Genomic DNA, 19,459 nt, shown 5'->3' with positions numbered 1-19,459 from the left:
CACCTATGATGCAGGTCACTGTAGCTGCGGGGCGGATCCGCGGCGTCACCAACGAACCCAGCGCCATGGCGATCGGGGTTGCCGGCGCGAGCGACGAGGCAGACGCGGCCCCCACCGCCGCCGCAGACGGCGTACTCCGGGACGCCACCGGCACGCCCGCGGCCCCCGATGACCTGCGGGAGCTGCACTCCACCGATCACACGGCCCTCGGGGAAGAAATCGCCGCCGAGCTCTCCCGCAGCAGCCGCGCAGGCGGACTTGCTGCGGCCGATGCCGCGGCGGCGGGCGCGGCACCCGGCTTCGCGCGCGGGGTGCCCGGCGACGGGCTCAACCCCGGGGAGGCGGCGTACGCGGCGACCGCCACGTTCTACTCCATCCCCCACCTGGAGGCCGACGCCTTCGGCCACAGCCGGCTGGTCACCCGCTTCGGCGAGGATCCCGTCGACTGCACCACCCCGAAGGCCCGCGAGTTGGGGCTCACCGTCACCTGCCCGGTCGCCACCCTCCCGGCACCCCACGTCCCGCCCGCCGACCTGCCGGTGGTGGTGTTCATCCACGGCGGCCGCTACGAGCACGGCCACCACGACGGCGCCTGGTACCAGGGCACCCGCTTCGCGGAATCCGGCTGCGTGTTCGTCTCCCTCGGCTACCGGCTGGGGCTGGAAGGCTTCGCCCGCTTCCACGACGACGCGCCCGGCTACTACCGCGGTGTGGAGGACTGCCAGCTGGGGTTGGAGTGGGTGCAGAAAAACATCGAGGCCTTCGGCGGGGACCCCACCAACGTGACCCTGGTGGGCCAATCCGCCGGGGCGGGCATTGCCCTGTGGTTGGCGCGCCGCGACCACTTTCGGGGCAGTTTCCGTCGCGTTGTCGCCGCCTCCCCGGGGTTCCCCCGCGCCAGCTTCGACTCGCGCCGCCCGTGGCTGCGGTTCTTCCTCGGCTCCCCCATCACCCGCCGGCATCTCACCGCGCTCGCGGCGAGCCGCCCTGAGAAGATGGCGCGCGGCTACCGCCGCTTCCGCACCCGCTTCCTCCACGACGCGGCCCTGGGGCCGCACCCCTGGGACAACGCGGAACTCGCCGAGATACCGATCCTGCTCACGCACACCCGCGACGAGTTCTACCTCGAGCCCGTCGCCCGCTGGTGCGACGCCCACGGCCTGGGGCCGCTTGTCGCCCGGCTCATGGCCCGTCGCTTAGGCGTGCGCTCCCGGGAGTACCTCTCCCAGGCGGCCACCATCGACCCCGGCCACGTCGGTGGCCGCCTCGTCGGCGATTCCACCATCCGCCGCTGGGTGGCGGACATCGCCGAAGGCGCACCGGGGCCGGTGTGGCTCGCGGAGCTCACCGGCACGCCGGAGCGCCCGGCGGTGCACTGCGCCGACCTGCCGCTCGTCTTCGGCTGCTTCGACCGCCACCCCCAGCGGGTGGCCACCTTCCTCCAAGGGGAGCCGAACGCCCACACCTACCAAGTGGCGGCGCCCCTTCACCGGGCGGTCGTCGACTTCGCCCGCGGCCGCACGCCCTCGTGGCCGCAGTACCGGCCCGGCCGGGTTGAGGTGGAGTTCAACATCGTCACCGGCACCGCCTCTCGCAGCCGCGACCCCCTGGCGGCGGTGCGGGCCGCCTGGTCCCCTACAATCGGCACCGACGACAACGAGCAGGAAGGGCCCCGGTGACACCCCAGGCGGACAGCAACGCAGCGAAAGCCACGGCGGCAGAACCCACCACGGACACACCGGCGGCAGGTGCCGTGGCGCGTGCCGATGCCGCGGATGTGGCCGCCGCCGCACAGCAGGCCGGCAGCGGCATTAGCCGCTTCTGGCTGGCACACCGCCGCCGCATCCTCGGGGTCTCCAGCGCGCTGTTCATTGCCTGCTTCGCCCTCGACGCGGGCCTGGCCACCACGCCACTGTGGGTGCGGGCGAGCCTGCGCAGCCTCGTCATCATCACCTGGATCCTCTTCGCCTTCGACTTCCTCATCGACGTCGCCCACGCGAAACACAAACTCCACTACATCGCCCACCACCCGGTGCGCCTGTTGGCCGCGGTGCTGCCCGCCTTCCACGTGCTGCAACTGTTCGCCGTCGTCCCCGTCGCCGCCACGAGCGCCCTGCAGTTCCGCAAGCGGCTGAGCTACGTCACCACCGTCGGCGCAGGCATCGTCATCGCGGCGGTGTTCTCCGCGATCATGGTGCGCATCGCGGAACGCAACGCCCCCGGGGCGACCATCACCACCTTCGCCGACGCCCTGTGGTGGGCGGTGTCCACCATCACCACCGTCGGCTACGGCGACGTCACCCCCGTCACCGCCGCCGGCCGCATCATCGCCACCATCCTCATGGCCGCCAGTTTCGTGCTGCTGGCCGCGGGTGCCGGTATTGCCTCCAACTGGTTGGCGCACCGCCTCGGCGCGCCCGCCAGCAGCGCCCCGCCCCACCCCACGACGGGACACAGCCCCAGCGCCCAGGCCCCGCAGGCAGAAGCGCAGGCACACACGGGCGAGCACGCAGGTGAACACGAGGCGGAACTCGCCCGCCTGCGGGCCGAAAATGCGCTGCTCAAAGAGCTCGTCACCCGCGGCATGGGGGCAGACGCGCTCGACACGATCCGGGGTACGACCCACCACGACACCACGAGCTAACGGCGCGCAGCACGAGGCGGGGTGCCTGGTTGGGTGCCAGGCTGGGTGCCGGGCGGGGGTGTGTGTTTTTTAGGCGCCGATGGCGCGGCGCAGTTCCTCGTGCGCGAGCTGGGAGACCATCCAGGGGCTAAACGCGAAAGGGGTGCCCGACACGCTGGCCACCAGCTCGGCGGGGGCCACCCACTCGTAGCTGTCGACCTCCTCCGGGCGGGGATGCACCTCCCCGTGAAGGCGGGCGGTAAACACCGGGCAGATTTCCCACTCCACAATCCCGGAGGAATCCACCGCCCGGTAGGAGAAATCGGGCAGCACGCAGCGGATCTCGTCCACGTCGGCCGGGTCAATGCCCAGTTCCTGGGTGCCGCGGCGCACCAGGGCCTCTGCTTCTTTCTCCCCGGGGCCGGGGTGCCCGCACATGGCGTTCGTCCACACCCCGGGCCAGGTTTTCTTGCTCAGTGCGCGGCGGGTGACGAGGACCTCGCCGGCGTCGTTGAGCAGGTAGCAGGAAAACGCGAAGTGCAAGGGGGTGTCCGTGGTGTGCACGGTCGCCTTGTCGGCGGTGCCGCAGGGTGCGCCCTGCTCGTCGGCGAGAACCACCAGTTCTGTGGTGTGTGAATCTGCGGTCATGCACCACAGGGTACAAGACACCCAGCAATCCAATAGCACGTATGCATATGATAATTATTCCGGGTGCGTTATTCCTGGGCCGCTGGGTTGGTGTGCCAAAATAGTGGGCATGCACTTAGCTTCCTCGCCCTTCACCCAACGCGTGGAAGAATCCGTCGAATTCCTCTCCCGCACGCTCACCGCCGCGGAAGAGCGCCTCGGGGCACTCTCCGCCGGCGCGGTCGCCTGCGCGCAGCACACCCGCCACCTGGCACTGGGCGGCAAGCACGTGCGGGCACTGCTCGTCCACGTCAGCGCCGACCGGCCGGCAGGCACGCCCACCCCGGAGGCCGACATTGCGGTCGCCGCTGCCTTCGATCTGCTGCACTGCGCGTTCCTCATCATCGACGACATCATCGACAACGACGATGTGCGCCGCGGGAACACCACCCTGCACGCCATGGCGCGCGACAAGGCTGTGAGCCTCCACGGGGTGGTGCCCGCCCGCGATGCCGAAGACTACGGCCGCAGCGTGGCCACCCTGGCGGGGATGGCGGCACAAAACTACGCCTTCCGGCTCGTCCTTGAATCGGGCGCCGACCCGGCGACGACGGCACATCTGCTGCGGCTGTTCAGTATCGCCACGGGCGCGTCCGTGGCGGGCGAATTCATGGACGTCCACCACTCCCTGCCGAACGTGCACCCCGACGCCCACGACATCGCCATCACCAACCGGCTGAAAACCTCCTCCTACTCCTTCGAAGCCCCACTGATCGCCGGGCAGCGGCTCGCCGGCCGCAGCGACCACCACCTGGAGCTCGCCACCGCCCTGGGGAGGGACCTCGGGGCCGCCTACCAACTCGCCGACGACCTGCGGGACGTCTACGCCCCCGGCGCGGTCACCGGCAAAACCCAAGGCAGCGACCTGTACCAAAAGCGCGCCACCGCGCTCATCAGCTTCGCGACCACCACCGACGCCTGGCCGGAGATCGAACGCGCCCTCGACGCCACGGAGGTCGACACCCAGCGCATCGCCCAGATGCTCGCCGACTGCGGGGCCTTGGCCGACGCCCAGGCCTCCATCAGCGCCCATCTCGACCACGCCCACCGCACCATCGACGATCTTGCACTCTCAGCCGACGCCACGGACGTGCTCCACGAGGTCGCGGACACCATCGTCGGCAGCTACAGCACCTTCCTGCCCTAGCCCGCAGGCCCCACTCACCCCACCGCAGTATTCGATTCGCGCCCACGACCCACCCCGCACCCCGCGGGCGTGTCAAAGGAAGAAGACCCCTTTACAAGCCGCCATGGATCACAGCCCCGCGACCAGCCACCCCGAAGAACCCCTCGTCACCTACACCCGCATGGCGGTGAAATCCGCCCACCCCATCATCGGCGAATACTCCACCAGCTTCTCGCTCGCCACCCGGCTGCTCGACCGGAGCACCCGCAGCGATATCGCCAATCTGTACGCGATGGTGCGCATCGCCGACGAAATCGTCGACGGCACCGCCCACGCCGCAGGCCTGGACAACACCCGCGTCGCCGAGATCCTCGACACCTTCGAACGCGACACCTTCACCGCCATCGAGGAAGGCTTCTCCCCCAACCCGGTCCTCCACGCCTTCGCGGACACCGCCCGCCGCACCCACATCGACGGCGAGCACATCCGGGCCTTCTTCCGTTCCATGCGGCGCGACGTCGTCGACACCGACTACGACGCCGCGGCCCTCGACGACTACATCTACGGCTCCGCGGAAGTCATCGGGCTCATGTGCCTGTCCATCTTCACCGCCGCCGCCCCACTGGACGCCCACGCCCACGAGCGCGCCACCTACGGCGCCCGGCAGCTCGGGGCAGCCTTCCAGAAAATCAACTTCCTCCGCGACCTCGCCGAAGACGCCCACGACCTGGGGCGGGCCTACGTTCCCGGCGCGCGCGGCAGCTTCCACGAAGCCGACAAGCAGGACTTCGTCGCCCAGATCGATGCCAACCTCGCCGAGGCCTACGCCACGATCGGCTACCTGCCCTACCCCTGCCGGGTGGGGGTGCTCACCGCCTTCAACCTCTTTGAGGCACTCACCCGCGCCATCGAAGCCACGCCGGCCGCCACGTTGAAGACGACGAGGATTAGTGTGGGTCCCGTGACCAAAGCACGACTCGCCGCCACCAGCGCGATCGCCGCGCGCACCCTCGCGCCAGAGGCCCAGCTGCGGCGCTAGCACGCTCAGGCTGTGCTTCTCCCAGGTGTTCTTCCACCCCGTCGCGTGCGTAGCGAGTGCTGCGGGGCAGGCACCCGAGGCCAGGCGCCCGGGGTACCCGGGTCGCGCACCGGGACACATGCGGTGCCGTGCGGTGTGATCGCGCGGCCAGTGTGAAAGCGTCCCCCGGGTGTCCCGTGTGCTCGTTTTTTCGTCTTCCCTTCTTTATTTCTTTCTTTTTCTCGCTTTTCTCTCCCCTCTTCTTCGCCTCGCCCGCTTGGGTGTATGCCCCGAGAGCATCTGCCTTTTCGGGTGTCGCCCCATCCCCTCCCCTGTTGTTGAACAAGGTGGTTTCTTTTTATGTCTTACGACGTCTCCTCCCGTGTTGTCGTCATCGGCGGCGGTATCGCCGGCCTGGCCACGGCAGGACTGCTGGCCCGCCAGGGGCACGCAGTCACCCTTGTGGAAAAGAACGACACCGTCGGTGGCCGTGCCGGCTCGGTCGAGGCCGACGGCTACCGCTGGGATGCCGGCCCCTCCTGGTACCTCATGCCGGAAGCCTTCGACCACTTCTTTGAGGCCATGGGCACCTCGACGGCGGCGGAGCTCAACCTCGTCCGCCTCGACCCCGCCTACCGGGTGTTCTCCGGGGAGCACGAGCCGATCGATGTGCGCACCGGCGTCGACCAGGTCGCCGAACTCTTCGAGTCCATCGAACCCGGCGCCGGGGAGAAAGTCCGCGACTATCTCGCGACCGCCACCCACACCTACACCGTGGCGGTGGAGTACTTCCTCTACACCACCTTCCAATCGCTGCTGCCGTGGCTCAACGGCGAGGTGCTGCGCAACCTCACCCTGCTCGTCAGTCTGCTGTCGACCTCGCTGGAAACGTGGGTGTCGCGGAACTTCACCGATGAGCGGCTGCGGCAGATTCTCGAATACCCGGCGGTGTTTTTGTCCTCGGAGCCGGCGCACACCCCGGCGATGTACCACCTGCTCAGCCACACCGACCTCGTGGAGGGCGTGTGCTACCCGCAGGGCGGGTTCATTGAAATCACCCGCGCCCTGGAGCGCCTGGCGCGCGCCCACGGGGTCGACATCCGCAGCAGCGTGGAAGTCACCGACATCCTCACCCAGCGCAGCGGGCACTCCCGAGTGCCGCTGCAGGGGCTGGTTAATCAGGCTGCGGCGAAGCTGGGGGCCCGGGAGCCGCTGGTCGGCCAGGGTGCCCACGAGGTCACCGGGGTGCGGGTGAAAAACGCCCGCGGCGTGTTTGAAACTCTCGACGCCGACATCGTCGTCGCCGCCGGCGACATGCACCACACCCAAACCCGGCTGCTGCCCCGAGAGCTGCAAACCATCCCGGAGTCCTCCTGGCGGCGCAAAGACCCCGGCATTGGGGCGGTGCTCGCATTCCTCGGCGTCGACGGCGAGCTGCCGCAGCTGCTGCACCACCAGCTGCTGCTCTCGGCGGACTGGGACCCCGACTTTGAGGCCATCTTCCACGCTGAGGGCGACCCCGCCGCCCGGGGCGCGGGCGCGCGCTCCCACTCGATTTACGTGTGCAAGCCCTCGGCCACCGACCCCACGGTCGCGCCCGCCGGCAAGGAGAACCTCTTCGTGCTCATCCCGGTGCCCGCGGCCCCCAGCATCGGTGGCGGCTCCGCCTACGGGGAGGAATCCCCCACCGTGGCCGCCATCGTCGACTCCGCCATCAGCCAAATCGCCGAGCAGTGCCGCATCCCCGACCTGGCCGGGCGCATTGAGGCCCGCTACACCGCAGGCCCCGCCGACTTCGCCAGCCGCTACTACTCCTGGAAGGGCAACGCCATTGGGCTGGCGCACACGCTGACCCAGTCGGCGTTCCTGCGCGGCACGAACGCCTCGTCGAAGGTGCGCAACCTGCTGTTCGCCGGCGGCACCACCGTCCCCGGCGTCGGCGTGCCCATGTGCTTGATCTCCGCGGAAAACGTCCTCAAGCGCCTGCAGGGCGACACCAGCGTCACCCCGTCCTAAACACCTCCCCGCAGCCCCGCCGGGCAGCCCCGAGAAGTATCCCTTCCGGGTGCCGTCGGCGGGGCTGCGCCGTGCGCTGGGGCGGCGCACCAGGGCAGCGGGCGGCGAGTTAGTCCTCGCGGCGCTGGCTGTTCACCCAGCCCCGGGCCACCGCCACCGGCGCCCACTGCTGGGAGTGGGTGCGCGACACGGCCGCCGCGGGCGCGGCCTTCTGCCGCATGCCCTCCACCACGCGGCCCAGCGCGGTGCGGGGCTCGGTGCTGCCTTGCTCCTGGCGGGGGCTCAGCGGGGCGAGGCTCGCGTGCTGCTCGTGGCCCCGGTACTCCTCCGCCTCGCCCGCACGCGGGCGAACCGCACCCCGGGGCGCGTGCCCCCGCAGTACCGGCCCTGGGGCCACACCGGGGGCTTGAGGGCCCGGGCGATCCTGCACCCTAGGTGCACCGGAAACCCGGTGGCCACGGGCGGTTGCCCGGCCGCCATCGCCCGAGCCGGACAGCACACGGGTACGCCCCACGCGGGACGCTGTGCCCGCGCGCGTGGCTGCCGGGGCCACCGGCCCGAGCGGCCCACCGGGAGCCCCAACCGCAGCACCCGGGGCGGGGGTGCCGCCGGCGGGGGCTGGAGCGAGGGGTGCCACCGACTGGGCCAGGGTGCGCGCACCACCCTGCAGGCCACCCACCCCGGAGGCAAGCCCCACGCCCAGAGTGGTTGCCGCGCTCGCGGGTTCTGCCGCCACCAGCAGACAGGTCACCCGCGGGGTGGCGGCGTCGATGGCATCCTGCCAGGGGCCCACCAGCCAACTATCGACCAGTTCGGTTTCCTTCGCGGCGCGCTCCGCGGGGTCGGTGTACTGCCGCACCTCGCCCGCGATCTGCTGCACCTCCTGCGCGCCCTGCTTCCGCACCGCCGGCAACACCCCCACATCAGCAGCGATGATGCGGGCGTTGGCGGCCACGGTGTCACAGTCGGCGGCGGTGGACTCCATCCGGCGGCGGGCCTGCTCAAACACCGCGCCCTCGCAGCCGGGCAGCACCACGGCCGCACGGATGCGCTCCGCGGCGCGCTCCAGGAGCTGAGCAACCCGCCGCCACACGTCCGCCGCGGCCACCGGCTGCGCACTGTCGGTCGTGGCGAAGCCCAAGGACAAGCCCAGCAGGCTCTCCCCGGGCAGCACCTGCGGGCGGCTCATGGGAACCTCCCGGGCCTCGCTGTCGGGTCGGGCGGGAAACACCACCGCATCCGGGGCCACAGCCACACCACAAGCTTCGTCGGCGTACTCCAGGCCGCGGGCCGAGTGCAGCTCCTGGCCACACAGGGCCTCACCCGTGGCGCGCAACGCATCCCGCAGCCACGTCACCCGGGCCGCCAGCTGGCGGCACACATCCTCGGCGGAGCCGGGCCCGCCGACGAGCAACTCCTGGTGGGCGACGGCCAGCTCCGCGAGGCCCGGCACCGAAGAATAGCTGCCGTTGATGGGGGCGGACGCCGCAGCAACGGTGGCCTCCGCGCAGCAGGCGGCGGCCTCCTCGACGGTGGCCAGGCTCTGGCGCACCGCAAAGGGATCGATCGAGAAATTCATGTCTCCTCCACAGGGGACAACTCATGCTCCGCACCCACCCCACCGGGCACCGCGCCACGCGCAGCATCACGCCTGCGGGATGGGGACGAAGACGAAGAAACAGGACATACCTGCCCGGGGCGTGCCCCCGACACCGTGACGCTCATGGCGTGAAGCATTTTTCGCTTGCCCCGGTGCGGGGCGCACAACCCCTGGCACACGTCCCTGACACGCCCGGGGCGCTTCGTGGTGCGTCTGCTCGCACCTCCCCGACGCCAACTACCCCCGTAACTAACGCTGAGCTGGATTGATACGCTACCCCCGCCCGCTCATGAGCCACCCCCGCTCCACGATGTGCGGGGGTGCCTCCCCCAGGAATGCCCACACCGCCCGGGCACAGGTGTCAGCCGGGCGGCGTGGAGGTCGCGGCCGCGTGGCGCGGCCGACTGGGCAAGCGTCTTAGACGTTGAGGTTGCCCTTGAAGATGACGTTGCCGGCGTGCAGCTCCGCCTGATAGAGGTTGCCGATGGTGGTGGAGAACGCGTAATCCACCGTCGTGGTCGCGCCCGCACCCAGCGGAAGATCCAGCCCAGAGAACACCCCGGAGGCGTCCTCCCCAAGCGGCTCGATCTCCATCATGTTGCCCGAATTATTCGCGCTGAGCAGCACCGCCGGGGGCAACGCGCCCGGCGGCAGGGGCATATCGTTCAAGTTCTTCAGGTTGAGGTGCAGCACCACCCCGCCCAGGGGTGCGGCTTCCGCACCCATGAGCTCCCACTCGGTGTTGAGGCCCGGGTCGAAGGTGGGGTCGAGGAAGGTCTCCGCCACGACCGGCTCCACCGGGGTCGGCGTGAACACAGGCGCCGCGGTTTCTGTCGGGGTGATATCACTCGCCCCCTGGGGTGCGGGAGGGGCTTCCTCAAACAGCGAACGCACCTGGCTGCAACCAGTCGTCGCAAGGGCTGTGGCGCACAGCGCGGACACGAACACGACGCGAGCCTTCATGGGGGCTTTGTTCTCCCTTTTCAACGTCGACGCAGTGCGCGGGGCACTGCACGGATACCTCCCCCAAGTGTAGCGGTAGCAGACCTCGTGACCGACCTCGCACCTATAGTGGTGCCATGCTCATCCCCGATCGACACACTCTTGCCCGCCGCGCCACCGAAAAATGGTCGCTGTCCGACCCCGAGATGCTGCCGATGTTTGTGGCCGAATCGGACTTCGCCACCCACCCGGAGGTGGCGGCGGCGATTGCGGATGCGGTGGCCCGGGAACAGTTCGGCTACCCGGTGTCGGGCGACCCGCGGCTGGGTGAGGCGTATGCCGACTTTGCGGCCACCCGCTACGGCTGGGAGGTCAACCCCGAGTGGGTGTTCCCCATTGCGGATGTGGTGCGGGGCCTGTGGATGGCGGTGGAGACGTTCACCGCCCCCGGCACGGCAGTCGCCTTCGCGACCCCGGCGTACCCGCCGTTTTTCACCATGGGTGAGCTCACCGGCAGGGAGACGGTGACGGTGCCGATGGCTGGCACCCGCTGGGATCTCGCCGCCCTGGAGGAGGCGTTCACACAGGCCCGCGATCGGGGCACGCCGGTCGGCGCGCTGTTGTTGTGCCACCCGCACAATCCCCTCGGCACGGCCGCCGATACGAAGACGCTGCGGGCGATAGCGGAGCTGGCCGCGCGCTTCGGGGTGCGGGTGATCTCCGACGAGATTCACGCCCCGCTGGTCTACGGGCGGCCCCACATCCCCGCCGCGAGTGTGAGTGACACGGCCGCCCGGGTGACGGTGACGCTCACCGCCGCCTCCAAGGCGTGGAATGTGGCGGGGCTGAAGTGCGCGCAGTTGATTCTCAGCAACCCGGAGGATGCCCGGGTGTGGGCGGGCCGCCCGGCCGCCTACTGGGAGGGCTACTCCATCCTCGGCTACGAGGCCTCCGTCGCCGCCTACCGTGCAGACCAGAGCTTCCTCGCGGAGCAGCTGGAGTACTTGGAGGGCAACTTCGACGAGCTGGAGCGCCGCCTGCCGCAGGTCGCCCCCGGGGTGCGCTTCCACCGCCCCGAGGCCACCTATGTCGCCTGGCTCGACTTCCGCGACACCGCACTGGGGGTCGATGCGGCCCGCCTGCTGGAGGAGGAGGCGAAGGTGAAGTGCTCTGATGGGCGGATGTTCACCGGCTCCGAGGAGGGGGCGGGGTTCGTGCGGATGAACCTCGCCTGCGCCCGCGACACCCTCGCGCTCGCGCTGGACCGCATCGCCCGCCTCGTGGAGCAGCACACCACCTCCTAAATCCCCGCGCGGGGGCTCGCTTCCGCGCGGGGGGCTCGCTTCACGGGGGTTAGTAGCCGCGCTCGGGGTCGACCTCGGTGTCCATGCGCTCACCGGCGATGAGCTGGGTGTAGTTCCGCGCCACCACCGGGGCCAGCAGACGATCCATGGAGGCCAGCGTGTTCGCCGTGTGCGGGGTGATGATGACGTTGTCCCGCCCCCACAGGGGATGCCCGTCGGGCAGCGGCTCCGGGTCGGTGACATCCAGGCCCGCGCCCGCGATCTGCCCCTCGTCGAGTGCCCACAGCAACGCCTCCGTGTCGACGACCTCCCCGCGGGCAACGTTGATGAGCAGCGCGTCCGAACGCATCGCGGCAAACTGCTTGCGGCCCATGAGCTTCACCGTCTCGGGCGTGAGCGGGCAGGCCAACACGACCACATCCGCCGCCGCCAACGCCTCCTCGAAGGACTCGTAGCCACCATCAATCCCCTGGGAGCGCATCCGGATCAGCTCCACGTGGAAGGGCGCGAGGTAGTTCTCCAGGGCGCGGCCAATACCCCCGTAGCCGACGATGAACACCCTCCGCCCCCGCAGCCACCGCGTCGAGGCATCCACCGCCGGCCGCACCGACCAGGATTCCGCCCTTCCTACCAGCGGGTGGAGGTGATACAAGCCCAGGATCATCGCCAGCGCCGCCTCCGCCACCTGCTCCCCGTAGACGCCGGCCGCATTCGAGTAGCGTCGCCCCGGGGTGACGATGCCGCGCTCAATGTAGGCGTTGATCCCCGCCATGGGGAACTGCACCCAGGAAATCCCCTCGTGCAACTCCGGGAACTCCCCACCCGGGGTTTGGGTAAACAGGAAGCCTTCCGCCGCGGCGAGAGTGTCGACAATCTCCGCGCCGGCCGCCACGAGGGCGGCCTCGCACTCGGGGTAGGAACCAGGACCAATGTGAATACGCATGCCGCCCAGTATGCCGAAAACGCGGCGAGCAACGTCACAGCACATCTGATGTAACTTCCCCACCCCGGACGGCGATGGCATACACGTCGCACGAACACACCGCACGACCATCCTCCGCTGACCTCCACGCCCACCGCGTGGGGTGAGCCACCGGGTCGACAGCCGGTATGCTCGTCTGCTGGTTCGAAGTCACTGTTGTTGTCCCCAACGCGCCGCGTGGAAGGTGTGCCGCTGATGTTTTCCTCCCCCCGCCGGGCCACCTGGGCCCTGTGTTTGCTCGCCGCCCCGGCCCTTGTCGTGCCGAGCGTCGCGCACGCCGCCGACGCGCCGCTCATCCCCCCGGAGACGACCGTCGTCAACGACAATTCCACGGAGACCGTCGTCGAGAGCATCGACGACGAGGAACAGTACTTGGGCGAGCAGAGCGACGGGGCTATCTTCGCCCAGAAATCCTCCTTCTCCTCCGGGCTGTCTTCTGGGTTCGGGTCCTCGGGGCTGTCCTCGGAGTTCGGGTCCTCCGGCTCGTCTGATTCGGTGGACTCCACCTGCTGGGCACCGGACAAGCCGGTGCAACAGACCATGCTGCCGCCGTGGCTGCTGTGCGGGGTGCACGTGCTGTACCGGCTGGGGATGCCCAGCATCGTCATCTACCAGATGCTGGCCGTCTTGGCCCCGCAGCTCAACCTGCAGCCGCTGAAGTAATCTTCTCCCCTGCAGCCGGCCCGCCCACGCACCCGGCGCAGGGGATGCCCCAGAGGTACACGGGCGGGGATGCCGGGGTACCGGCACAGACCTGAGGACGAGAAAGAACAACAAGACCAAGACAGTGGGGCCGACGCCATAGCGTCGGCCCCACTGTCTTGGTGTATGTGATGTGCGCGTGTCATCTCCGCGCGGCGCCCGCACCGGGGGCGGGGCGGTGGTGTCCTTCAACGGCACTGCCGCCACAGGTGGTGCGCGCGGACGGGCAGGCTACTTCGGGTCCTGCTCGGTGACGATGACGACGTTTGCCTCGACCTCGCCGTCGAGGGTGGCCTCATCGTCCACCTCACCGGTGACCCCCAGGTCGCCGTCGACGATGACGTTGCCCGGGATGATAATGTTGCCGTCCTCATCGTGGTCGATCGCCAGCACCGGCAGCACGTTGCCCTCCTCGTCGAAACCGGGGGCGGGGCGCGCCTCGTGCTCCTCGAGCTTCTCCGCCGAGTCGGTCTTATCCCACTGGCGGGTCTGGATGGCGGGCGCGGCCGCCGCATCATCATGCATGCCCTTGAGCAGGGAGTACATCATGACGAACTGCACGAGGAAGAAGGGGAACGCCACAATGATGACGACCTGCTGCAAGGTGGCGATACCGGTGTCGGGGCTGATGATGAGCAGCGCGGCGGACACCGCGCCGATCATGCAGGCCCACAGGATGCGGTAGCTGGTCGGCGACTGGTTCTCCTCACCGGTGGCAATCATGTCGTTGATCATCGCCGCCGAGTCAATGGAGGTCACGAAGAAGAACACCACGATGAGCAGCGCAATGAAGCTGACGACACCGGTGGCGGGGTAGGCCTCCAGGAACTTAAACAGTGCGGCGGACACGTCGCCCTGCTCCACGACGGGGACGGTGAGGTAGCCGGGGTCGTTGAACTCCAGGTCGATGCCGGCGTGGCCGAACACCGCGAACCAGATGACGGAGAAACCCGCCGGCAGTGCCAGCACGCCGCCAATGAACTCGCGCACCGTGCGGCCGCGGCTAATGCGGGCGACGAACATGCCCACGAACGGGGACCAACAGATCGTCCACGCCCAGTAGAACACCGTCCACTTGCCCTGCCAGCCCGGGTTGTTGGAGAAACTATCCGACCAGAACGACAGCTTCGGCAGCCACTCGGCGTAAATGCCGAAGGCCTCCACGGTGCCGCGCAGCAGCGTGAGCGTCGGGCCCGTGATCAGCACGAAGATCATGAGCACCACGGCGGCACCAATGTTGATATTCGACAGGATCTTGATGCCCTTGTCCAGGCCACTGGCCACAGAGAAGCACGCCACCACGGTGATGACCATGAGGATGAGCAGCTGCACCCAGCCGATCTCCGGCACACCGTAGAGCTTGTGCAGGCCCGAGTTGATCTGCAGGGCACCCAGGCCGACAGAGACCGCGATACCGAAGACGGTGCCGACGATCGCCAGCGCGTCGATGATCTTGCCGGGCAGCTGGTAGATCTTCGCCCCCAGCAGCGGGGCAAACACACTCGACAGGCGCGGAGGCAGCTTGCGCTTGTAAATGAAGTAGCCCAGCGCCAGGCCCGGCAGGGCCATAATGACCCACATGTGGACGCCGAAGTGGTAGAAGGTGAACGCCAACGCCTCCACCGCAGCCTCCTGCGAGAGGGGCTCCTTGTCGGCCATCGGCACGTTGTAGATGTGGTTGATCGGCTCCGCCACACCCCAGAACATGAGCACCGCGCCGACACCGCCGGCGAACAGCATCGCAAACCAGGCGGGCAGGGAATGCTCCGGCTCGCCATCGTCGTCGCCGAGCTTGACGCGCCCGTAGCGGGAGGCGAAGACGCCGATGAGGAACACCAGGGTGAAGCTCACGCCGCCGATGTACATCCAGCCCAGGTTCTTCAGCAGCCAATTGGCGACCGTGGCGAACGTCGTCTGGGCCTTCTCACCGAAGATGATGGTGAGCACCACGAACGCGAGGATAAACCCCGCGCCGGAGAGGAAAATAAACGGGTCCGTCTTGAGCCCAAACAGCGGCTTCGTGGAGCCGCCCGGGGTGACGGGCGCGTCCTGACCACCGTCGGTGGCCGGCGCGGAATTCGAACTGTGCATAGTCATCGTGGGGTTACACGTCAGCACACCACGACAATTGGTGGTGGCGTGCTGCATACTCCTAACAATCGCCATCGCCCACCCGACTGTGTGGGGTGCGCGGCACACGGGGCGCCACGCACCCCACACAGTCGGGCAGGACAGGGAATCTTTTGTCTCAGAAGAAGGAGAAGAAAAAGAAAAACTCGGCCCGTCGGCACGTGCTCAGGGCGCGTGCGCGGGCAGAAAACCAAGGCCCGGGGAGCGTCTCGCCCGCCAGGGCCGCGGGGAGGTGCCACACAGGGGAACCTCTGCGCAGGTGTGCGCCAGGCGGCGGGATCGGGGTGATTCCGCGCGGGCGGCCGCACGTGGGGCCACAGGTGGTTGTTTCACCAGGGAACACGGCGCACATCCGGTGGACTACCCTAGCGAATCGCCCTCACAGCTTCAAGGCCACAGCCTCCCCCATCGGGCACAGAATTCGGACATTCGATGCCCGGTTCAGGGTGGGAAGTACCCCACCCCCGAACGCCTAGCGCGCCGCCTGGCGCGCGGAAAATGCACCGTCACACACGACGGATCGATGGCACGCAAGAGCGTGCATCACCTGCATGAAGTACACGCTGTGCCGCCCGCGACTCACCCCGCGATTGCCCCCGACGCACAAGCCCGGCGGCACCTCTCGCCAGCCACCCCCATGTCAGGGCTTGGCCACCGCCCCAGCGCGCCCACATCCGTTCCCGAGCGTTTTCAACAAGGCGCAAAAGAAAAACACCTGCAGCAGACGCGCTGCCCACGCCACGCGAAAACAATGCGCCTCCATGAATGACACACAGCCTACCCATATGGTTGCTCAGCCATGGGAGCGGACCCACGAAAGAACGACACCGAGACCCGATTCGCGGCGCTCACCTGCAGCAGGAGCGCTACCCCACAGCGCTGGCGCACCTGTGACGCATCACCGGCAAACAATCCGACATGATGCGGGAATCATCCACTCCCGCCCGCGCGCCGCGGGCCGGAACCGGCTTAACAAACACTTAAGATTCCAAGCCGTGACGTACCCCCAGGCGAACTCCCCCACAGCCCCAGGCACACCTGTGCCCACCGGGGCCCCGCAGGCGAGCGCCGACGCTACCGCGGGCACCGCAACGCAGCCTGCGACCGGCACCCTGGACTCGGGTACCTTCCGCGCCGCCTACGGCGCCGAGTACGTGGCACTGACCGGGGAAACCACCGCCACCGGCACGTGGCGGGCACACACCGCCCCCTGGCGGGCGACGCCCGCCGAGGACGCCGCGCAGCGCACCGCCCACGCACTCACGGGCAGCTGGGGAGCACTCCCCGGGGTGGCCACCCCTGCAGCACCCACCGCGAGCGCCACGGGTGCCACAAGCACCACGGGCACCACAAGCACCACGAACACAGTGCAGGCTGCGGGCGCTGCCACCGCCGCCACCGCAAGCGCCGCACCCGCCGCCGCGAGGAACAACGGCGCAGCGGACGGGGTGGCACCGCGCCGCCGGCGTCGGCACGCACTCGACGATTCCGCCCCGATCCCCGTGGCCACCACGGGTAGCCCGCGGCGCGGCCGGCACGCCTTGCCCGACGACGAGCACGAGACGCCGGGAACGAGTGCTTCTGCTGCTGGTGGCGCTGTGTCTTCTCCTGCACCCCGAGCGGTGTCGCAGGAAGCGGCACTCGCGGCTGACTTTGCGCCGGCACACCCGGCAGAGATCACCCGGGACATTCCCCCCGTGGAGGAGCACCTCCTCACCGCGCCTGTCACCCCCGACATGCTGCGTGCACCCCGAGGTGCTGGCGAAGCGGCGGTCGCGTCTACGGCCGCACCCGTGACGCGAGCCGCCGCCCCGTCGGCCAAGCCTAGCCGGGTTGCCACCCAGGGCGCATCCCGCCTGAGCAGCGCACACCACGACAGCCCTGCGAGCAGCACATCAGCTACTTCCCCGACTCCCCCGCCGGCTACCCCCGGAGCGGCGGCGGGCGTCGGCGGCCGCGACCCGCAGGCCGATAGTGCCGCCTTCGCGGCGGTCACCGGCCAGCAGCCGATTCCCCGCGCCGCCACGGCCCAGCGGGCCCGCCACGCCCTCGAGCACACGAACCCGGGCGCCACCCAGGCCGTCGACGACACCGTGTACACGAGCATCAGCGCTGAGGCTGTCGCCGCCGCGCCACCGCGGCGCACGCCCCCGCCGCAGGCCGCCAGCCACGCGGTCCCGCACGCCGCTCCTGCGGCGGATTCCCGCGGCCCGGAGCACCGGGAGGCCACCCGGGCGGCACATTCCGCACACCCGCATGTGCGCGCGACCACCCGCCCGTCCGCGGAGCGCACCCCCGGTGCGGCGGCGACGCGGGGCGCGTCGCCGGTGACGACACCCGGCTGGAACGCCCTGCGGGAGGAGGCCCGCGCCGCCCGCGCGGAGGCCGACGCACGCCGGGCGCGCGCCCAAGCATCCGAAGCGACTGCAGCTGACGCGGCCGCGCACCCCTCCCCCGCGGAGACACACGCTGCGGCAGGTCCTGCGGGTGCTGCGCGCACCCGCACCTCTGCTGCGGCTGGGGCTGTGGCTGGGGACTCCGCAGCCGCGCCGGCCGGCCCGCCGCGCTTTGTCGGTGGGACGACCCAGCCACGGAGTAGTGCTCCTGCGGGCGCGGATGCGCCGCCAACGATTGCGCCGGCAGGTCGGCGCAGCACGCCGCGCATCCACACCGCACCCACACCAACGCGCATGCAAACCCGGGCGCAGGCCCGCCGGCACCCGCACCCCGGGCACATGGACAGCTGGTTCGCCCTCTGGGCGGTGCCCACCGGTGAGGAGAACTCGTTGCTGCGGCCCAGCCGGCAGCGCATGATGCGACGCTGGCTGGCGGCGCTGATCCTCGCCGCCCTGCTTGCGACGGCGGGCGTGCTGCTCCTGGTGTTCGCCCTCATGGAGGGCCAGGACGACTACACCCCGATTGGCGCTGCCCTCACTGTCGGCGCGGCGGTCGTGGCACTGCTCGCCGAAGCGCTGCTGCGTCCCAGCAAGGGAGCCTGCTAATGCTGTACATCGTCATTGCCCTGTTCGTGTGGGCCGCGATCCTGGGCCGCACCATGCAGGTGTGGGGCGCGTGGCGGGTGGCTCGCGACCGGGCCCGCGCCCTGGAGGACAGCCTCGGGGTGCCGCTCACGGACCGCGGCGACGTCGAACTCGTCACCCAGTTGGGCTCCCTGCCGCTGGAATCCTCCCGCCCCCTGGCGCTGTACGTGGCGGGCCGCAAAGCCCACGACATTCCCATGGACGAACTCCACGTCATCCGCCACGATCTGCGCCGCCGGCACACCGCCTGGCGGATCGCGACGACGACCTGCTGGGTCGCCACCGCGGTCGCGTGCGTGGTGAACCTCGTGCACCCGGGACTTCTCCTTGCGGGAGTGGCCGGCGGCAGCCTCGTGCTGGCCGTGGCCGCCACCGTGGCGGCCCGCACCCTGCAGGACATGCACGACACCATCGTCGTCGCGAGCATCACCGCGGACGACCCGGAAGACTCCGCGGAGAACGCAGCGGCCGCCGCCCGGTGACGCAGTGGATGTCCCAGCCAACGGGCGGTTGCGGGCCTAGAGTAGGCAGCAGGGCTATGGGTGCCCCGCGCAGGCCGCGCCCGCGGTGCTCGCGGTGCTCGCGGTGCATCTGTGCGCCACCCCTGCCCCGACGTCTGTTGTCTTCTCATCCCCTTCCCAAGGAGCCCTGCCATGGCTAATCCCCTCCGCCGCATCCGCAGCCACCACTGGTTGGCGGCACTGTTCGGCTTCGCCGGTGTCCGGCACTTCACCAACCCGGAGCCTTTTGACACGCTCGTGCCGAAGGCCCTGCCGGGCGGCGCCCGCGACTGGACGTACGGCTCCGGCGCCGCAGAGATCGCCACCGCCGCGGCACTGACGGTGCCGGCCACGCGCCGGCTGGGCGGGTGGATGACTGTCGTGCTCATGCTGGGGGTGTGGCCCGGGAACTTCCAGATGGTGGCGAACTGGAAGGACAAGACCTGGCCGTGGAAGCTGGTGGCGTGGCTGCGGCTGCCGCTGCAGATCCCGCTCATCCGCGCCGGCTGGCGCATCGCCCACACGCCCCGCGAGAAGTAATACTCCGCCGCCGCACGCCCCATGCCGCGTGCGGCGGCGGTTGCTTGTGTGCGCGGTGAGGTGGTGCGTGCGGGTGTTTTCGGGTTCAACGACAAAATGTGTGTCTGGGCGGCGTGCCAGGCACTGCGGAGGGGAAACCCGCCTAGGCCGTGTTAGGAAAGTCGCTTCAGTGCCTGGCGGATGCCTGCGATGATCACCGTGGACTCAAAATGCACCGCGAGCTTGTCGACACGTAACGCCACAGCCCG

Annotated in this window: 15 protein-coding genes; 10 read left to right on the top strand and 5 right to left on the bottom strand. The window is 69.6% G+C overall.

What is annotated here, in order from left to right:
* Nucleotides 1-5 precede the first annotated feature (5 nt).
* Both C1Y63_RS12550 and C1Y63_RS09015 read left to right on the top strand, forming a co-directional pair.
* Nucleotides 6-1,679 (top strand): carboxylesterase family protein, encoded by a 1,674-nt coding sequence (locus C1Y63_RS12550; RefSeq protein ID WP_233195661.1) that lies wholly within the window; start codon nucleotides 6-8, stop codon nucleotides 1,677-1,679.
* Entirely contained in the window at nucleotides 1,676-2,644 is a 969-nt protein-coding gene (locus C1Y63_RS09015) for a potassium channel family protein (protein ID WP_158256133.1), read from the top strand. The genes C1Y63_RS12550 and C1Y63_RS09015 overlap by 4 nt, the downstream gene beginning before the upstream one ends.
* Nucleotides 2,645-2,713: 69 nt before the next feature.
* Here C1Y63_RS09015 and idi read toward each other — a convergent pair whose 3' ends face one another.
* Nucleotides 2,714-3,271, bottom strand: a complete 558-nt coding sequence (gene idi, locus C1Y63_RS09010; RefSeq protein ID WP_106016126.1) for an isopentenyl-diphosphate Delta-isomerase — start codon at nucleotides 3,269-3,271, stop codon at nucleotides 2,714-2,716.
* Between the two features lie 109 nt (nucleotides 3,272-3,380).
* Between idi and C1Y63_RS09005 the strand changes: the two genes are divergently transcribed.
* From C1Y63_RS09005 to crtI, 3 genes are all read left to right on the top strand, one after another.
* Nucleotides 3,381-4,457, top strand: coding sequence for a polyprenyl synthetase family protein (locus C1Y63_RS09005; protein ID WP_158256132.1), 1,077 nt, complete (start codon nucleotides 3,381-3,383; stop codon nucleotides 4,455-4,457).
* Nucleotides 4,458-4,560: 103 nt separating this feature from the next.
* Nucleotides 4,561-5,475, top strand: a complete 915-nt coding sequence (locus tag C1Y63_RS09000; RefSeq protein ID WP_106016124.1) for a phytoene/squalene synthase family protein — start codon at nucleotides 4,561-4,563, stop codon at nucleotides 5,473-5,475.
* Nucleotides 5,476-5,814: 339 nt separating this feature from the next.
* A complete protein-coding gene (gene crtI / locus C1Y63_RS08995; protein WP_106016123.1) occupies nucleotides 5,815-7,470 on the top strand; it encodes a phytoene desaturase family protein in 1,656 nt (551 codons plus the stop codon).
* Between the two features lie 109 nt (nucleotides 7,471-7,579).
* Here the strand turns inward: crtI and C1Y63_RS08990 are convergent, their stop codons facing one another.
* Together C1Y63_RS08990 and C1Y63_RS08985 are read right to left on the bottom strand one after the other, a co-directional pair.
* A complete protein-coding gene (locus C1Y63_RS08990) occupies nucleotides 7,580-9,049 on the bottom strand; it encodes a hypothetical protein (RefSeq protein WP_106016122.1) in 1,470 nt (489 codons plus the stop codon).
* A gap of 438 nt (nucleotides 9,050-9,487) precedes the next feature.
* The gene (locus tag C1Y63_RS08985) at nucleotides 9,488-10,033 is read right to left on the bottom strand and encodes a hypothetical protein (protein ID WP_106016121.1); all 546 of its coding nucleotides are present in this window, start codon (nucleotides 10,031-10,033) and stop codon (nucleotides 9,488-9,490) included.
* A 116-nt stretch (nucleotides 10,034-10,149) separates the two neighbouring features.
* Here C1Y63_RS08985 and C1Y63_RS08980 point away from each other — a divergent pair, with 116 nt between their 5' ends.
* Complete coding sequence (locus C1Y63_RS08980) at nucleotides 10,150-11,316, top strand: MalY/PatB family protein (RefSeq protein WP_106016120.1); 1,167 nt, start codon at nucleotides 10,150-10,152, stop codon at nucleotides 11,314-11,316.
* Between the two features lie 49 nt (nucleotides 11,317-11,365).
* Here the strand turns inward: C1Y63_RS08980 and C1Y63_RS08975 are convergent, their stop codons facing one another.
* Complete coding sequence (locus C1Y63_RS08975) at nucleotides 11,366-12,259, bottom strand: D-isomer specific 2-hydroxyacid dehydrogenase family protein (protein WP_106016163.1); 894 nt, start codon at nucleotides 12,257-12,259, stop codon at nucleotides 11,366-11,368.
* Between the two features lie 234 nt (nucleotides 12,260-12,493).
* Here C1Y63_RS08975 and C1Y63_RS08970 point away from each other — a divergent pair, with 234 nt between their 5' ends.
* A complete protein-coding gene (locus C1Y63_RS08970) occupies nucleotides 12,494-12,961 on the top strand; it encodes a hypothetical protein (RefSeq protein WP_106016119.1) in 468 nt (155 codons plus the stop codon).
* Between the two features lie 270 nt (nucleotides 12,962-13,231).
* Here the strand turns inward: C1Y63_RS08970 and C1Y63_RS08965 are convergent, their stop codons facing one another.
* The gene (locus C1Y63_RS08965; protein WP_233195660.1) at nucleotides 13,232-15,097 is read right to left on the bottom strand and encodes a BCCT family transporter; all 1,866 of its coding nucleotides are present in this window, start codon (nucleotides 15,095-15,097) and stop codon (nucleotides 13,232-13,234) included.
* A 1,028-nt stretch (nucleotides 15,098-16,125) separates the two neighbouring features.
* Here C1Y63_RS08965 and C1Y63_RS08960 point away from each other — a divergent pair.
* The 3 genes from C1Y63_RS08960 (at nucleotide 16,126) to C1Y63_RS08950 (ending at nucleotide 19,211) form a co-directional block, all read left to right on the top strand.
* Nucleotides 16,126-18,132, top strand: coding sequence for a hypothetical protein (locus C1Y63_RS08960; protein ID WP_146128919.1), 2,007 nt, complete (start codon nucleotides 16,126-16,128; stop codon nucleotides 18,130-18,132).
* Nucleotides 18,132-18,653, top strand: coding sequence for a hypothetical protein (locus tag C1Y63_RS08955; RefSeq protein ID WP_106016116.1), 522 nt, complete (start codon nucleotides 18,132-18,134; stop codon nucleotides 18,651-18,653). Before C1Y63_RS08960 ends, C1Y63_RS08955 begins: the two co-directional genes overlap by 1 nt.
* Nucleotides 18,654-18,824: 171 nt before the next feature.
* Nucleotides 18,825-19,211, top strand: a complete 387-nt coding sequence (locus C1Y63_RS08950; RefSeq protein WP_199189096.1) for a hypothetical protein — start codon at nucleotides 18,825-18,827, stop codon at nucleotides 19,209-19,211.
* Nucleotides 19,212-19,459 lie beyond the last annotated feature (248 nt).

The sequence above is a fragment of the Corynebacterium sp. 13CS0277 genome, from assembly GCF_002994655.1.
GTDB lineage: Bacteria > Actinomycetota > Actinomycetes > Mycobacteriales > Mycobacteriaceae > Corynebacterium.
This window is presented reverse-complemented; position numbering and strand designations above follow the sequence as displayed.

Excerpts from the sequence above, each read along its gene's own strand:
- C1Y63_RS12550 (WP_233195661.1), top strand. The coding sequence starts at position 6 with ATGATGCAGGTCACTGTAGCTGCGGGGCGGATCCGCGGCGTCACCAAC.
- idi (WP_106016126.1), bottom strand. The coding sequence starts at position 3,271 with ATGACCGCAGATTCACACACCACAGAACTGGTGGTTCTCGCCGACGAG.
- C1Y63_RS09005 (WP_158256132.1), top strand. The coding sequence starts at position 3,381 with ATGCACTTAGCTTCCTCGCCCTTCACCCAACGCGTGGAAGAATCCGTC.
- C1Y63_RS09000 (WP_106016124.1), top strand. The coding sequence starts at position 4,561 with ATGGATCACAGCCCCGCGACCAGCCACCCCGAAGAACCCCTCGTCACC.
- crtI (WP_106016123.1), top strand. The coding sequence starts at position 5,815 with ATGTCTTACGACGTCTCCTCCCGTGTTGTCGTCATCGGCGGCGGTATC.
- C1Y63_RS08990 (WP_106016122.1), bottom strand. The coding sequence starts at position 9,049 with ATGAATTTCTCGATCGATCCCTTTGCGGTGCGCCAGAGCCTGGCCACC.
- C1Y63_RS08985 (WP_106016121.1), bottom strand. The coding sequence starts at position 10,033 with ATGAAGGCTCGCGTCGTGTTCGTGTCCGCGCTGTGCGCCACAGCCCTT.
- C1Y63_RS08980 (WP_106016120.1), top strand. The coding sequence starts at position 10,150 with ATGCTCATCCCCGATCGACACACTCTTGCCCGCCGCGCCACCGAAAAA.
- C1Y63_RS08975 (WP_106016163.1), bottom strand. The coding sequence starts at position 12,259 with ATGCGTATTCACATTGGTCCTGGTTCCTACCCCGAGTGCGAGGCCGCC.
- C1Y63_RS08970 (WP_106016119.1), top strand. The coding sequence starts at position 12,494 with ATGTTTTCCTCCCCCCGCCGGGCCACCTGGGCCCTGTGTTTGCTCGCC.
- C1Y63_RS08965 (WP_233195660.1), bottom strand. The coding sequence starts at position 15,097 with ATGACTATGCACAGTTCGAATTCCGCGCCGGCCACCGACGGTGGTCAG.
- C1Y63_RS08955 (WP_106016116.1), top strand. The coding sequence starts at position 18,132 with ATGCTGTACATCGTCATTGCCCTGTTCGTGTGGGCCGCGATCCTGGGC.
- C1Y63_RS08950 (WP_199189096.1), top strand. The coding sequence starts at position 18,825 with ATGGCTAATCCCCTCCGCCGCATCCGCAGCCACCACTGGTTGGCGGCA.